At 68.6% G+C, this 14,877-nt stretch carries 16 protein-coding genes; 6 read left to right on the forward strand and 10 right to left on the reverse strand.

The features are described 5' to 3' along the window. The first annotated feature begins 23 nt into the window (after positions 1–23). Positions 24–311: a twin-arginine translocase TatA/TatE family subunit gene (locus QNO08_RS02790; protein WP_229964397.1), complete on the forward strand. Its 288-nt coding sequence runs from the start codon at positions 24–26 to the stop codon at positions 309–311. A 109-nt stretch (positions 312–420) separates the two neighbouring features. On the opposite strand, the gene QNO08_RS02795 is transcribed toward QNO08_RS02790, so the two are convergent. From QNO08_RS02795 to QNO08_RS02810, 4 genes are read right to left on the reverse strand one after another with little or no spacing between them, the layout of a single operon-like run. Further along, the gene (locus tag QNO08_RS02795; RefSeq protein WP_229964398.1) at positions 421–840 is read right to left on the reverse strand and encodes a VOC family protein; all 420 of its coding nucleotides are present in this window, start codon (positions 838–840) and stop codon (positions 421–423) included. A gap of 36 nt (positions 841–876) precedes the next feature. Further along, positions 877–1,365: an SRPBCC family protein gene (locus QNO08_RS02800; protein WP_229964399.1), complete on the reverse strand. Its 489-nt coding sequence runs from the start codon at positions 1,363–1,365 to the stop codon at positions 877–879. Next, positions 1,362–1,871 (reverse strand): SRPBCC family protein, encoded by a 510-nt coding sequence (locus tag QNO08_RS02805; protein WP_229964400.1) that lies wholly within the window; start codon positions 1,869–1,871, stop codon positions 1,362–1,364. Before QNO08_RS02805 ends, QNO08_RS02800 begins: the two co-directional genes overlap by 4 nt. Continuing rightward, positions 1,868–2,233 (reverse strand): ArsR/SmtB family transcription factor, encoded by a 366-nt coding sequence (locus tag QNO08_RS02810; protein ID WP_229964401.1) that lies wholly within the window; start codon positions 2,231–2,233, stop codon positions 1,868–1,870. The genes QNO08_RS02805 and QNO08_RS02810 overlap by 4 nt, the downstream gene beginning before the upstream one ends. 781 nt (positions 2,234–3,014) lie before the next feature. Between QNO08_RS02810 and QNO08_RS02815 the strand changes: the two genes are divergently transcribed. Next, positions 3,015–3,308 carry a hypothetical protein gene (locus QNO08_RS02815; RefSeq protein ID WP_229964402.1) on the forward strand — a complete coding sequence of 98 codons (294 nt, stop codon included), beginning with the start codon at positions 3,015–3,017 and terminating at the stop codon, positions 3,306–3,308. 93 nt (positions 3,309–3,401) lie between these two features. Here QNO08_RS02815 and gluQRS read toward each other — a convergent pair whose 3' ends face one another. Together gluQRS and QNO08_RS02825 are read right to left on the reverse strand one after the other, a co-directional pair. Then, the gene (gene gluQRS, locus QNO08_RS02820; protein WP_229965017.1) at positions 3,402–4,346 is read right to left on the reverse strand and encodes a tRNA glutamyl-Q(34) synthetase GluQRS; all 945 of its coding nucleotides are present in this window, start codon (positions 4,344–4,346) and stop codon (positions 3,402–3,404) included. A 72-nt stretch (positions 4,347–4,418) separates the two neighbouring features. Further along, the gene (locus QNO08_RS02825; RefSeq protein WP_229964403.1) at positions 4,419–4,838 is read right to left on the reverse strand and encodes a VOC family protein; all 420 of its coding nucleotides are present in this window, start codon (positions 4,836–4,838) and stop codon (positions 4,419–4,421) included. Positions 4,839–4,972: 134 nt separating this feature from the next. Here QNO08_RS02825 and QNO08_RS02830 point away from each other — a divergent pair, with 134 nt between their 5' ends. From QNO08_RS02830 to QNO08_RS02845, 4 genes are all read left to right on the forward strand, one after another. Beyond that, complete coding sequence (locus tag QNO08_RS02830; RefSeq protein WP_229964404.1) at positions 4,973–6,604, forward strand: 3'-5' exonuclease; 1,632 nt, start codon at positions 4,973–4,975, stop codon at positions 6,602–6,604. A gap of 59 nt (positions 6,605–6,663) precedes the next feature. Further along, positions 6,664–7,524: an MBL fold metallo-hydrolase gene (locus QNO08_RS02835; protein WP_229964405.1), complete on the forward strand. Its 861-nt coding sequence runs from the start codon at positions 6,664–6,666 to the stop codon at positions 7,522–7,524. A 134-nt stretch (positions 7,525–7,658) separates the two neighbouring features. Next, positions 7,659–8,027 (forward strand): DUF6507 family protein, encoded by a 369-nt coding sequence (locus QNO08_RS02840; RefSeq protein WP_229964406.1) that lies wholly within the window; start codon positions 7,659–7,661, stop codon positions 8,025–8,027. Then, positions 8,024–9,874: an alpha/beta hydrolase gene (locus QNO08_RS02845; RefSeq protein WP_229964407.1), complete on the forward strand. Its 1,851-nt coding sequence runs from the start codon at positions 8,024–8,026 to the stop codon at positions 9,872–9,874. The genes QNO08_RS02840 and QNO08_RS02845 overlap by 4 nt, the downstream gene beginning before the upstream one ends. A 40-nt stretch (positions 9,875–9,914) precedes the next feature. Here QNO08_RS02845 and QNO08_RS02850 read toward each other — a convergent pair whose 3' ends face one another. From QNO08_RS02850 to QNO08_RS02865, 4 genes are all read right to left on the reverse strand, one after another. After that, positions 9,915–10,580: a GntR family transcriptional regulator gene (locus QNO08_RS02850; protein WP_229964408.1), complete on the reverse strand. Its 666-nt coding sequence runs from the start codon at positions 10,578–10,580 to the stop codon at positions 9,915–9,917. Between the two features lie 72 nt (positions 10,581–10,652). After that, on the reverse strand, positions 10,653–12,404 hold the full coding sequence (locus QNO08_RS02855) for an acetyl/propionyl/methylcrotonyl-CoA carboxylase subunit alpha (RefSeq protein ID WP_229964409.1): 1,752 nt from the start codon (positions 12,402–12,404) through the stop codon (positions 10,653–10,655). Continuing rightward, entirely contained in the window at positions 12,401–14,071 is a 1,671-nt protein-coding gene (locus tag QNO08_RS02860; RefSeq protein WP_229964410.1) for a 5-oxoprolinase subunit B/C family protein, read from the reverse strand. Before QNO08_RS02860 ends, QNO08_RS02855 begins: the two co-directional genes overlap by 4 nt. Further along, entirely contained in the window at positions 14,068–14,826 is a 759-nt protein-coding gene (locus QNO08_RS02865; RefSeq protein WP_229964411.1) for a LamB/YcsF family protein, read from the reverse strand. The genes QNO08_RS02860 and QNO08_RS02865 overlap by 4 nt, the downstream gene beginning before the upstream one ends. Positions 14,827–14,877: the final 51 nt, after the last annotated feature.

A 14,877-nucleotide genomic window follows, 5' to 3' on the forward strand; every position in this document is an offset into this window, starting at 1 on the left:
AACCGTCCCGAAAGGACACCGGTATGAGACTTGAAGGCTGGCACCTGGTCATTTTGGTTCTTCTGGCCGTCTTGCTCTTCGGCGCGCCCAAACTGCCCGGGCTGGCGCGGAGCGTGGGCCAATCGCTGCGTATTTTCCGCTCCGAGGTGCGGCAGCTGAAGGAGGAGAACCCGCCGGCGGGGAACCCGGCGGCTAATCCGGATCTGCCGCAGGAGGAGCATCCGGCGGCTGCATCGAAGCTTCCTCCGGCGGGTCCGGTAACGGTCGGCCGGCCGGTAACTTCCGTGCCGTTAGCGCAGCAGCCGTTGTAACAAAGAAGTTGTCACAGACGTCGCAGTGACAGAGCCGGACCGGCGGAATGCCGGTCCGGTTCTGTTGTTTTCAGTTCTGCGTATTCGGTTCCGCAGCTCCAGCAGCCGGTCAGGGCGTCGGCGTGCTGTGCGGAATCAGCGGCTGCTCGGCGCGGACCTTCATCTCCTGCACCGCCCAGCTGTTGCCGTCCGGATCAGCGAAGCCGAAGAACGTGCCGCCGTCGCGCGGGTCAATGACGGTGACTTCGCTGGCCTCCACGCCCCGGCCGACCAGTTCCTCCCGGGCCGCCCGGGCATCGGACACCACCAGCTGCATGCCGTGCATCGACCCGGGGGCCATCTGCTGCTGGGACGGCAGGTCCCCGATGACGATGGAGCAGCCCGACCCCGGCGGAGTCAGCTGCGCGAATTCCATCTGCTCAGCGACGGTGTGGTGGTCCAGGGTGAATCCGACCTGGTCGCGGTAAAAGGCGATCGACCGGTTCAAATCGCTGACCGGCAGGACCACGACTTCCAAGGTCCAATCCATGATGCACCTGCTTTCTGCGTTGCGGTTGCTGTGTCGCTAGCCTGTGGACAGGCCCTTGCCGAGCAGCTCGTCGAGCTGGTCATAGCCTTCGGACATGCCGACCTCCATGCCGGCGGAAGCCATGCCGTCGCGGGACTCCACGGATGGAAAGACGGACCGGCCCGTCAGCTTGCTCCGGCCGCCGGGGAGGTCCGTGAAGGTGGCATATTCGAGGGTCACCGAGTCCGGATACCCCTCGTACTCGAAGGTCTGGAGCACGAAGTCGTCCTCGCGCACGGTGTGGAACAGGCCGTGGAAGGCATAGTCCACGCCGTCGTCGCCCGATTGCACAAAGCGGTAGGCGCCGCCGGTTCGGGGCTCAAATGTATCGATCCGGGTGGTCATCTCCCGCGGTCCGATCCACTGGGCAAAGAGCTCCGGGTCGACGTGCGCCTGGAAGACCTGGTGCACGGCAAAATCGAACTCGCGCTCATAGTGCACATAGGGCTCGCCCTCTGGCATGTGGACCGTCAACGGATTGCTCATGGCGCACCTTCTCCCTGCAGCGCACCCTCCTGCAGCTGGGCGAGGAGTTCGTCGAGCCGGTCAAAGCCCTCGGACACGCCGCCTTCCATGCCGGACGAGGCCATGCCGTCGCGGGCCTCCATTGACGGATAAACGGCGTGGGCGCTAATCCGGGTCCGGTCGCCGTCGAGCTGCTCCAGCGTCATGAACTCAATGCTCACGACGTCGGGATAACCGGAGAATTCGAAGGTCTGGACGGCGAATTCGTTCTCCCGCACGGTGTGGAAGATGCCGCTGAACGTATACGGCACGCCGTCGGGGCCGGTGTGGATGTAGCGGTAGGAACCGCCGCTGCGGAAATCGTAGTGATCAATGTCCATCTTCATGCCCCGCGGACCGAGCCACTGGACGATGAGGTCCGGATCGGCATAGGCCTTGAAGACCTGGGAAACCGGGAAATCCAGCTCCCGGGAAAAGTTGATGAACGGGACGCCCTCGGGGACGTTGAGTTCCAGTGCGTTGGTCATGATGGATCCTTTGGCTGACGGCCGGCTGCTGCGGCCTGTCTGCGGAGCACGGCCTCAAGGCCGCGGAACTGCTGCTCGCGGATCAACCGGTACTGGTCAATCCAGGCGGTCAGCGCCTCCAACCGTGCGGGGTTCAGGTGGACGGGCCGGCGCTGCGCGTCACGGCTGCGCGTGACCAGTTGTGCCTGCTCGAGGACCTGGATGTGCTTCGAGACGGCCTGCTTGGACATCTCGAAGGGTTCCGCCAGCTCGTTGACCGTGGCCGGGCCCCGGGAAAGCCGGGCAATGATGCGGCGCCGGGCCGGATCGGCCAGAGCCTGGAAGGCCCGGTCAAGCTGTGCCTCATCGCCTGCAGTCTCCATGCCGCGGTCAACTTCTGTAGTTCGAATTCTCACGGTACTGACAACCAACGGAAGCAGACAATCCTTCAACCGTAATCAAGGTTGTGGTTGTTCAACCTGTTGGTTGATTACGAAGCTACGCCCCGGTTTTGGGAGGGTCAAGGGTTCTCCGGGAATCTCTTACGGAAACTTTCCGACGACGACGGCGGGGGTGCGGCGGCGGGGGTTGGGCCCCGCTGGGGGTGCGTTTGGGTGGCTTGGGTGGGTCGGCTGGCTGGCCCGACCAGTGTGCAGATCTGGTGGGTTTCGCTTCGCGAAAGCGCAGGTCTGGTGACCTGACCGCGCTGAAACTCGCCATATCTGCGCACTCGACGGGCCAGACCGATCCGACCTCGCCATATCTGCGCACTCGACGAGGCACCCGAAATTCCTTCGTGCAGATAAGGGCCTCTAATCGTCCAAATCATCCGGTAGGAGAGCCTTATCTGCACGAGGGATCCACCCCCGGCCCCTTAGAGTTCGTTATCTGCACGAGAGAACTCGGCGCGGACCGTCGGGCCCGGTAGGAGGCGGACGCCGATCGCGGCGGGCCGCCCCCAGCCGGAAGGGCCGCTATTCACAGCCCCGCCCCGCCGCCGGACAATGGGAGGAGCAGGCTGTGGCCCTGGTTCAGGTGCCACAGCAGCCGCGCTCCGGCGGTTGCGCCCTTGCTGGGCTAAGGCTCCGGCGGCCGCAGCGCTTGCTGGGATAACGATCTGCGGGGACAAGGCTCTGGTTGAATAACGATCCGGTTGGGATGACCATGACTAGTTCGGCTTCACCTTCACACGTCCGCGGCGAACCCGCCTTCCACTGGGGCAGTTTCGTCTTTGGGCTCTTGATGCTGCTGCTGGTTATCGCCCAGGGGGTGGCCTCCGGGCTGCCGGGCTACGTGGGGATGGCCGGCCTGATTCTGCTGATCACTGGCCTCTACGCGTTTTTCAGCGGCCGGCCTTCCTGGCTCTGGCTGCACCACCGGCGCGATGCCGCCATCGTGGGAGTTCTCGGGCTGGCGGCCTTCCTGCTGGCGCTGGGAATCCGGCTCGGCGGAGGCTGACCGGGCCGGATCACCGCGGAACGGCCCACAGACGGCCCGGCTTCACCGCCGGACGCCTTTCGCCGCCGGACGCCTTCTCCCGCCTACCCGCTTTCACCGCCGGACGAGCGGCGCGGTGAACACCCAGGGTTCGCGCGGCAGCCGTGCCGGGGAGAACTCCTCGAGTGCTTCCTCGAGCGTGCCGGGTGGCAGCCCGAGCGAGGCCAGGATCAGGTCCCGTACCTGCCCGGGGCCGGCACCAGCGTGTCCCAGCGCGCCCAGGGTGATGGCGCCGTCGCGCTTGGCCAGCCGCTGCCCTGCGGAATTCAACACCAGTGGAACATGCGCATACTCCACCGGCGGCAGGCCCAGCAGCGAAGCGAGATACGCCTGCCGGGGAGCGGAGCTGAGCAAGTCACGGCCGCGCACCACCTGGTCGATGCCCTGCGCTGCGTCGTCAATCACCACAGCGAGGTTGTAGGGCGGCACGCCGTCGTTGCGCAGCAGCACCAGATCGTCCACCGGTCCGGTGAAGGACCCGTGAAGCAGATCGGTCACCGTGTACTGCTCCACCTCGCTGCGCAGCCGCAGGGCAGCGGGACGCAGCCGCCGCCGTCGGGCTCGCTGGGTGCTGCTGAGGTTGCGGCAGGTGCCGGGATAGGCGCCGGGCGGAGCATGCGGAGCCCGGGGTGCGTCGGCAATTTCGCTGCGGGTGCAGAAGCATTCGTAGACTTTGCCGGCCTCGTCCAACCGATCGATGGCCTGCAGATAGAGCTCGGTGCGTTCGGACTGACGGATCGGCGCAGCGTCCCAGGAAAGCCCGACGGCGGTGAGGTCACGCAGCTGTGCGGCCTCGGTCCGGGAGCGCTCGGGATCCAAATCCTCCACCCGCAGCAGGAAACTGCGCCCCGTGAATCTGGCAAACAGCCACGCCAGGATGGCCGTGCGGAAGTTGCCGATGTGGAGATCTCCCGTCGGGCTCGGGGCGAAGCGGCCGGCTCCTGCTGAGGGCGCGACGGAGATTGGGGCGGGGGCCGCAGCGGGGAATGCGGGCGGAATTTCGGACACCGCTTCAGCTTACAAACCAGGGGCCTGCCCGCAGGCAAACCCAACGGAAAACCGGCTGCGCGCCTAGTCCAGTTCCTCGAACAGGGTCAGCTGCACACCTTCGGGGCCGTTGAGCCGGGAGTTCAACGACCGCCAGGGCGTTTCGCGGGGCTCGGCCACCAGCTCGGCACCGCCGTCGACCGCTGCCCGGGTGGCCAGCGCGCCGTCGTCGACCTCAAAGGCCACCCGCAGCTTCAGGCTGGGCTCGCCGCCAGCCTCAACCCGGTCGATGAACCGGACCTGTGCCGGATTCGAGATTTCCAGGGTGGCCCGGCCGGCGTCCAAAATGGTGACTTCGGCGCCGTCGCCGCCCGAGTAGGCCTCCAGCTCCGGAAGCCCCAGGATGTCGCGGTAAAACGCGAGCGCCGCCGCATAGTCCTCGGCAGCTATCACCAGCCGCAGCTGGCGGACGGACGGTGGAGGAGTGGCTGCAGAGGTATCCATACGGACACAACCGCAGCGGCCGCCCGGGGATTCCCGCGGCGCGCTGAGCCGCCGGCCGGTAGAGTGAGGGGCCGCCTGTCGCGGTTTTCGCCTGCCGGGCTGCGTTCGGTCAGAACTCAAGGACTACACACCACATGACGCTGAACTTCACCGCGATCGACTTTGAAACGGCCAACGGATCGCGGGCTTCGGCCTGTGCCCTGGGCATGGTGAAGGTCCGGAACGGGCAGATTGTCGAGCGCGGCTACTGGCTCCTGCGGCCCACCGACGGCGGAGGCTTCCAGCCGCGCAACATCGACATCCACGGCATCACCGAGGCCATGGTGGCCGGCGCCCAGACCTGGGCGCAGGCCCATCCCGAGATCACGGCGTTCATCGCGGAGGACGCAGTCCTCGCCCATAACGCCGCCTTCGATCTGGCCGTGTTCCGCGAAACCAGTGCCAACGCCGGCCTTGCAGGCCAGGCCTTCCGCTACGGCTGTTCCGTGAAAATGGCGCAGGCGCTGCTGGCGCTGGAGAATCACAAACTGCCCACCGTCAACGCCGCGCTGGGCTTCGGTGCGTTCCAGCACCACGACGGACTGGCCGACGCCGAAGCCTGCGCCAACATCACCATCGCCCTGGCCCAGCGGGAGGGGATGGCAGAAATCGACGCCGTCCTGAAGTTCTGCGGGCCGAAGGGGGCAACGGGTTACACCCGGACCCCGGCCGCAGCGCGGGTGACCGGGCTGGCCCCGTCGCCGGCGCAGGCTGCCGGCCGGGCGCCGTCGACCGCCGCCGGGCGGACCCAGCGATTCACGCCCCGCCCCACCCTCACCCTGACCGAGCCGGTGGCTGCAGTCTCCGCGAAGATGAGCGGGCACATGGTCTCCTTTACCGGGGACTTCACCGTGGAACGCCCGGTCCTGCAGCAGCTGGTGCTGGAACACGGCGGGCAGCTGAACAACCACGCCCCCACCCGCGCCACCTCGCTGCTGGTGGTCGGCGACTGGAACGCCGACCTGCTGCGGCCCGGCGCCGTCGTCAGCCGGTCAGTCCTGAAGGCACAGGCCCTGCGGGCCAAGGGCCAGACCCTGGACATCATCGGGGAAGCAGCCTTCCGGGAGCTGCTCGACGCCGATCCCGCCAATCCCGCCGATCCCGCAGCCGGTGTTGCCTCCGCGGCCGCGGCGCTGCTGCCTTCCGCAGAGCCGATGTCCCTGGTCGACACTCCACCGGCCCTGCCCAAGCGCCGTGACGTCAAGGGCATGGGCGAAATCCTGGCACGGATGGGCCCGGCAGACCCCGCCGCGGCCACCTTCAAAAGCGAGCACTACGGAGTGTTCCGGGTTGCCGGCACCGCCTTCAAATCCCCGGTGCTCGGGGTGCGGATGCTCGGGCACCGCAGCATCGAAAACAACGGCAAGCCCGAGCGCGATATCCACGCCCTGGCCCTCCTGCAGGATGAGGATGCGGCTTTTGTTTCCACTCTGCTCAGCCATGACCCGGACCGCGAGTTCCTGGAGGTCCTGCTGGGCAGCGTCCGGCACGGGGACCTGGTGACGGCTGTGTTTGATGCCCTGGGCGGCCCTTTCCTGGTTCAGGGCGTGGCGGTCTACGCCCCGGTTGGCGACATGTTCATGCTCGGATCGATGGTCCTGGCGCACCGCGGCCGCCCCGGCACGAAGCTCAGCTGGCTGCAGGGGGTCATCCCGCGCGCCGAGCATGCCCTGACGGTGCCCGAGGTTATCAGCGCCTGGGACTTCTACGAAACCTCAGCCGACTAGAAAAACTCCGTTGCAGCCCGCCGGGCGGCAGGATATACCTCTCTAGAGGAGGTACGGGAATGGATGCTGGAGTTGGAACACCGAAGTACGCGATGACGGAACCGGCCGCGAACGTCTTTTTCGTGGAAGGACCGGCGTCGAACTGGATTATCTTGCGCGACGGGGATGCTTTCACCCTGATAGACGGCGGCTATCCGGGGGACTTGCCGCTGGTGGTTGCCTCGATCCGGGACGCCGGCCTGGATCCCGCCGACGCGGCGGCGATCCTCGTCACGCACGCCCATGCTGACCACGCCGGGACCGCCGGCTACTTCGCCGCAGCCTACCGAATCCCGGTCCTGTGCAGCCTTCCCGAACTGCCCTATCTGCAGGGGGAGCAGCGGGAGCAGGTCTCGGTCGCGCACATCCTGAGCCGGGCCTGGAACCCCGCCGTCCTGCACTGGGCCTGGCATGCACTGGCTGCCGGCGGCGCCGGGCGGGTGGCGGTCCTGTCCGCGGCCACCTGGTACGACGACGCCGAGCTGGCCGCCCTGCCCGGCTCGCCGGTGGCAGTGCCCACCCCGGGGCACACACCGGGACACACCGCGTACTACCTGCCTGCCGCGCACGCGGTTGCCACCGGTGACGCCCTGGTGACGGGCCACAACATCAGCCGGATCCGGGGTCCGCAGATGCTCGATCCCATGTTCCACTCAGACGGCGACGGCGCACGGCGCTCGCTGGGACAGCTCAGCATACTGGACGCTTCGCTGTTGCTGCCCGGGCACGGCCCGGCCGCACGGTTGGAAGTGCGGCAGGCTGTCGGAACCGTCCGGTCACGCGTGGCGCCCCGGAAGCGCCGGATCGTGGCGCCCGGCCCCATCGGCGGAGTCGCCGAGCCGACCTACGGAAAGACCGTGCCGGACGGCGCCGAGGGGTAGGGAACTTCCGGCGGATTCCTGCACCTGACGGTTCCGAACTGATTGGTGCCGGGCCGTGTCCACAGGCTGCGGATCAGCGATTCCAGGCTCCGGCCTGCCCCCGTAGCGTTCCTGAAAACCCGAAGGGGGCGCACATGGAAATGGACATTCAGGTGGCGTCGGTGCAGGCTCTGCTGCGCGACGCCCGGTTCGACCTTGACGAGTTGGAAAACGCTCGGAGAGTGCTGGCGGAGCAGGAGCAGGGGCTGCCGGACCTTCTGGGCACGTGTACCCAGATAGCCGAGACGGCCCGCGGGATCTGCGCTGACGTGCTGGGCCGGGACGTCTCGGCCATCATGATCCGCTGCAACAATGCGGTCCAGGGGGTCGCCCAAGCTGTGGCCGAGTACGTCCAGGGTGATGAGCAGATGGTTCGTAATGCCCAGCGCCTCGCGGCGTCCGTTCCGGCCAACTACCGTCCACCCCGTTACGGCGGCAGCCTCAACCTGCGGGCAGTCGAATGACCCGCTACATCCACATCGAGCTGCATGAGCTTCGCATGCTGCCCGACGGCGAACCGATCCAGGCACGGGCTCGGGAAATCCTCGACGGAGCAGCGGTTTTCGCCGATGCCATCGAGTCCCTGCAAAACAAGTGGCAGGGTCTGGGCGGTCTTTACGCCGCTCCGGAACAGGACCTGGTGTTGCGGGCTTTCGATGCGCCGGCGGCCCACACCCGGGAATACACGCAAAGCAGCGCGCTGCTGCGGGCTGCCTTGGACCGGTTCGGCAGCGAACTCATCGCCATTGAAACGCAGCGCCGGATGCTGGAAACCGAAATCGAGGCGGCGTACCAGCGCCTCGACGACGAGCTCCGCGAGATGAAGAAGGACAACGCCTCCCAGCGCACCATGGAGGCCGTCCGGGCCGCGGCTACCGAACCGCTCCAGGCCAAAGCGGACCTGCTGGCCGTGCACTTTGAGCAGGCATCCGAGGACTGCCTGGCCGCCCTGGCCGGAATCTCCCGCTCCACGCCCGACGTGGTCTCCAGCTATTCTTCGAGCCGCATGGATCTGTTCTCCGCGCTGCGCCGGGAGATGGACGCGGCATTCCGGAAGGCCGCCGCTCGGGACGCCACTCCGGCAGACATCAGGGCGCTGTATGCGCAGTTGACGCTGCTGGGTCCGGAGCTGCTGAGCGAGCTGGGACGGCGACCGGAGGCCCGGCTTTTCGTGGCCGGCCTGAGCCCGCACGAAGAGGCCAACTTCTGGGCAAAGCTGAACGGCCCGCAGCAGGCCGCCCTCGCCGCAGCCCTTCCGGGGCTGGTCGGAAACCTGGAAGGCGCCCCGTACAAGGTTCGGGACAAGGCCAACCGGCGCGTTCTGGCGGCCGTTCAGCAACGCCTCGGCCGGACACCCGCCGGCACCGCTGCCGGCGGCAGGAAGGCCCGCGGTGCTGCATGGCGGCCGGAAGACCTGCGGCCGATGGAACGCAGCCGGCATCTGGAACGCACCGAAGCGGTGGACGCGCTGACGAAAGCGCTGGGCGGCGCGGGGGAGAAGCGGCAGCTGATTTCCTTCGACCCCGGCACCAACGTGCCGCTGGCCGCCATCAGTGTCGGAGAAGACCTCGACTCTGCCAGCAACGTTTCCTTCCTGGTGCCGGGCATGAATACCTCCACGAAGCAGGCGGCGTCGCTGGTGGACAACGCGCGGTCCCTCGGCCGGGAACAGCGCAGGATCGGAGTTCACGGCGGGTCCACCGCGGTGGTGGCGTACATGGGCTACGAACCCCCGACCGAGCTCACCGTGGGCGGTGCGGCCAGCGCGGAGAAGGGCGCACCGGCGTTGGCCGCAGCCCTTGACGGCCTGTATCTGGGCCGGACCGCTGACGGAGCTCCGCCTCCCGAGGTCAACGTGGTGGCCCACTCCTACGGCACCACCATGGCGGCGCTGGCGCTGGACCAGACCCAGTATCGGGTCACGGCAGCGGTGCTGCTGGCGTCCGCCGGGGTTCAGCCGGACTCCGCCGATACCCTCAACGTGGATCTCGCCACGGACGGAGCGGTGGACGTCTACGTCACGCTCGCATCGGCGGACCGCGTCGCGGAAATGGGGACCGCGGCCAGCGAAATCGTGGCCATTGTGACGCTCAATCCCGCTGCCGCGCGTCTGGATCCCCTCACCGAGGCCTGGGGCGGCAGAGTCTTCAGCTCGGACCGGGTCACGGTGGACGGAAAATCCTTTGCGGCTGTCGGCGGCCACGGGCTCGGCGGCTATCTTGGCCAGGACAGCTTCAGCCTGCACTTCACCGCCCTCGTGACCGGCGGCCGGGCGGAGGAGGCGCTGGCCATGGTGGCGGCGCAGAAATGAAGGACGAGCGCGGGACACCGCCGTAATCGCTCGGTTGCAGCTACGCGCCCAAATGCCCCAGCAGTTCAGCCTCGGCGGCATCGAGGTAGCCGCGCAGCGTGTCGGCGGCCTCGGCCCGGCGTCCGGCGCGCAGCAGGTCCACCAGGGCGGCGTTTTCCTCCACATACCGGGTGTGGAACTCCGGCTCGGCGCTCATGGCATGGAACACCAGCCGCATCTCGGCCAGCACGCGGCCCATCATCTGCTGCAGCTGCAGGCTGCCGGACATGGCGATCAGCGCTTCATGGAAGGCCTGGTTGGCGGCGGCCATGTCCGGGACAGCTCCGCGGCGCTTGGCGTCACGGGCCTCCGCCACCACGGCGTCGAGCCGGTTCAGGTCCAGCTCCGGTCCCCAGAGCACCGCGGCGGGCTCCAGCATGCGGCGGACCCGGTAGATTTCCCGCACGGCGTCGGCGTCGGGCGCGGCCACAAACACGCCGCGGTTCGGAAAGCGGGTCACCACCGACTCGATGCTGAGCATGGTGAACGCCTCGCGCAGGGTGTTGCGGGAAACCTGCATGGACGCGGCGAGCTGCTGCTCGGAAAGCTTGGTGCCCGGCGCCAGCTCGCCGGCGGCAATCCGGCGGCGCAGCACATCGGCCACCCAGACGGTGGTGTTCGCATGGTCGGTGCGGTCCGTGGTGATGTCCGCCGGGTTCACAAGCATTCCCCTAATCTAGTGGGCGAAAGAGGGATCCGAAGCACCGGCCGGAGGGGGACGGCCGGTGCTCCGGACGGTTTAGGAGCCGATGCGGCCCAGGGAATCCCCGCGTGCGACGGTGGCCCCGGGTTCCAGCTCGGCACGGCTCAGGGTTCCGGCCCGGTGGGCGCGGACGGTGGTTTCCATTTTCATGGCCTCCAGCACGGCGACCGGATCGCCCGCGGCCAGCCGGGCACCGTCGTCGGCCACCCACTTCACCAGGTTCCCCGCCATCGGCGAGGCCAGTGCGCCGTCGCTGCCGCCGGAGCTGCCGCCGTCGCCGCCCGCAGTGCCGGTGGCCGGCGCTCCGGTTCCGCCGGAGCGCAGCGCGTTCAGCAGGGCGGCGGGCACCCCGACGGTGACGGCGCGGCCGTCGACGTCGATGGTGATGGTCTCGCGCTCGGCGCCGGGCAGAGAAGCGGCGATCTCCGGAGACGCGGCCAGCGGTTCGGCGAACTCGGACTCGATCCAGGTGGTGTGCACCCCGAAGGCGTCTCCGCGGGTGAAGGCCTCGGAGCGGACCACGGCGCGGTGGAACGGCAGGACGGTGGGCAGCCCGCGGATTACGATCTCATCCAGCGAGGCCCGGGCCCGGCGCAGCGCCTGCGGCCGGTCCTCGCCCCAGACAATCAGCTTGGCCATCAGCGAGTCGTACTCGGCGGGCACCACGGAACCGGAGCGGACGCCGGAATCGACCCGGATGCCGGGGCCGGTTGGCGGTTCGAACGCGTCCACTGGGCCGGGGCCGGGCAGGAAGCCGCGGGCCGGATCCTCGGCGTTGAGCCGGAATTCGAACGCGTGTCCACGGGGCGCCGGATCCTCGGTAAAGGACAGCGGCAGGCCGTCGGCGATCCGGAACTGCTCGCGGACCAGATCGACGCCGGTGGTTTCCTCGGTCACCGGGTGCTCAACCTGCAGCCGGGTGTTGACCTCCAGGAAGCTGATCAGCCCGTCGGGGGAGACCAGATATTCCACCGTGCCGGCGCCGGTGTAGCCGGCCTCGCGGCAGATCGCCTTCGCCGATTCGTGGATGGTGGCGCGCTGCTCATCGGTCAGGAACGGCGCGGGAGCCTCCTCCACGAGCTTTTGGTTGCGGCGCTGCAGCGAGCAGTCGCGGGTGCCGACAACGACGACGTTGCCGTGCGTATCGGCCAGCACCTGCGCCTCCACATGCCGGGGCCGGTCCAGGAACCGTTCGGCGAAGCACTCGCCGCGGCCGAACGCTGACACGGCCTCGCGGACCGCTGACTCGAACGCATCCTCCACGTCTTCGAGCCGGCGCGCGATCTTCATGCCGCGGCCGCCGCCGCCGAAGGCCGCCTTGATCGCCACCGGCAAACCGTGCTCTTCGGCGAACGCGCGGACCTGTCCGGCGCTTTCGGCCGGCCCCGGGGTGCCGGGCACCAGCGGCGCGCCGGCCCGGACGGCGATGTCACGCGCGGTGACCTTGTTGCCCAGGTCGCGGATCGCCTGCGGTGAGGGGCCGATCCACGTGAGTCCGGCGTCGAGCACTGCCTGCGCGAAGTCAGCGTTCTCGGACAGGAAACCGTAGCCGGGGTGCACGGCGTCGGCCCCGGCGAGGTGCGCGGCCTCGATCAGCTTGGGAATGTTCAGGTAGGTGTCGGCGCCGGCGGCGCCGTGCAGGGGCAGGGCTTCATCGGCCAGGCGCACGTGCAGGGCATCGGCGTCGGGGTCCGAATAGACCGCCACCGACCCGATTCCGGCGTCGGCGCAGGCACGGGCCACGCGCACGGCAATCTCGCCGCGGTTCGCGATCAGGACCTTCTTCATGGGGTTCCTTCCGGAAACAGTGCGGCGGCCGATCCGGGGGAGAGCGGCGCCAGGGTATCGGGGTTCACGAAAACAAAGCGGACGGGGTGGCCAGGCGGCAGCTGCGCGGCGACCGGCAGGTCCTCGGGCACGACGGCGGCAATCACCGGATATCCGCCGGTCACCGGATGATCGGCCAGGAACAGGACGGGGAGGCCCGACGGCGGGATCTGCAGCGAGCCGGCGACCACGCCTTCACTGGGAAGTTCGCCATTCCGGACGCGCTGCAGCGGCTGCGCCTCCGGGTCTTCGGGGTCGGTTTCGAGCCGGACGCCGATCCGGTTGGACTCGTTGGTGGTGCGCCAGGTGTGCTCGGTCAGCGCGGCGGCGGCATCCGGTCCGAACCAGTCCTGCCGCGGGCCGGCCGTGATGCGCAGAAGGGCGGGGGAGTCGCCGTCGCCGAGGGTTCCCGGCTGGTCGCCGCTGAGCAGGGTGCCGGGCTCGGGGGAGCCGACGGGTGCGGTGCCGGTGATGTTGCCGATGGGCAGCCGGGTTCCGGCATCCAGCGAGGCGGGTCCAATATGGCTCATCGAATCGGTGCTGCAGCTGCCCAGAACGGGCTCGACCGCGATACCGCCGCGGACTCCAACGTACGTACGGACTCCGCGGAAGGGGGAGCCCAGGGTGAGGATCTCGCCGTCGAGCAGTGCGAACGGAGCATTCAACGGAACCGGCCGGTCGCGCTTGCCGTCGGGGGATATGACGGCGGCGGGCACCTCGGCGCCGGCCAGCGCCAGTACCGTGTCCCCGTGCGCGGTGAGCTCGAGGCCGCCGAAGAGGTTCTCGATCACCGCCGCGTCAGCGGGATTGCCGACGAGCCGGTTGGCCTGCCGGGCGGAGCGGGTGTCGGCGGCTCCCGAGGCGGAAACGCCGAGGTCCGCATAGCCGGGGCGGCCCAAATCCTGAATCAGAGACTGCAGGCCGGCGGCGCGGACTTCCAACGAGGGACCGGTCGCTGATTCCTCGATGGCTGCGGGGGAGGGGTCCGTCGTCGTAACCAGCTCGCGGACAGCTTGGAAGATGACGCGGTCGCCGGGGCGGATGAGGGCGGGATCGGGGCGGTCCAGGTCCCACATGACGGCGTTGGTGCGGCCGATCAGCTGCCAGCCTCCCGGGGATTCGCGCGGATACACCGCCGAATATTCGCCGGCCAGGGCCACGGACCCGGCGGGCACGGCGGTGCGGGGGCTGTCGCGGCGCGGCACGTTGAGGGCCGGATCTCCGCCGGTCAGGTAGGTGAAACCGGGAGCAAACCCGCCGAACCCGCCCAGCCAGGAACTGCCGGTGTGGGCCTTGACGACGGCCTCCTCCGAGAGGCCGGTGAGGCGGGCCACCTCGGCGAGGTCGGCGCCGTCGTACACGGTGTCGATGGTGACCGTGCGCGCCTCCGGAGCCTCAGCATGGGTGAGGTCCAGGGCTGGAATCCGGCCAGCGGCGTCGACCGTTTCCCGCCGGCCGATGAAACGGACCAGCACGGTGCCGGCGGCCGCGAGAACATCGACCTGGCCGGGCAGCGGGTGTGCCTTGAGCTGGGTGTGCAGGGCGGTGACGTCGGCCAGCGATGCCAGCTCGACCAGCAGGGTGCGGGTGCCCGCGGGCCGGATGCCGGCGATCGGGGAGGACGTCATACGAAGCTCTGGATGGTGACGCCGGCGTTTTCCAATCCGCGCCGTACGGCCGCGGCCATCGCGACGGCGCCGGGGGTGTCGCCGTGGACGCAGATGGAGGCGGCGTTCATGGGGATGACGGTGCCGTCCACGGCCGTGATGGTGCCTTCGGTGGCGAGGCGGACCATGTTGGCGGTGACCTGCTCTGCATCGTGGATCACCGCATTGGATTCGCGCCGCGACACCAAGGTTCCGTCCGGGCTGTAGCTGCGGTCGGCAAAGGCTTCGGCAACACCGCGCAGGCCGGCGTCGGCGGCTTTGTCCAGGGCGACGGCGCCGGGCAGCAGCAGGACCGGCAGGTCCTTGTCGAAGGTGCGGACGGCGTCGATGACGGCCTGGGCATGGACCTCGTGATGAACGATCGTGTTGTAGAGGGCGCCGTGCGGTTTCACGTATTTGACCTCGCCGCCTGCGGCCCGGGCCATGGCCTGCAGCGCGCCCAGCTGATAGAGGACGTCGTCGTGCAATTCGGTGTAGGAGCAGTCCAGGAACCGGCGGCCGAAGCCGGCCAGGTCCCGGTACGCCACGTGGGCGCCGATGGTGACTCCGGCGGCTACGGCGTCGCGGCAGGTCTGTGCGATGGTGGACGGGTCTCCGGCGTGGAAGCCGCAGGCCACGTTGGCGCTGGAGACGGATTCGAAGACGGCGGCGTCGTCGCCCATCTTCCAGTTGCCGAAGGACTCTCCGACATCGCTGTTCAAATCAATGACCGGCATGCTGGTCTCCGTACCTCTGGTGGGGGTTGGTGTCCCTACAGTGTGCGCGAT

It is taken from the genome of Arthrobacter sp. zg-Y820 (assembly GCF_030142155.1).
Lineage (GTDB): Bacteria > Actinomycetota > Actinomycetes > Actinomycetales > Micrococcaceae > Arthrobacter_B.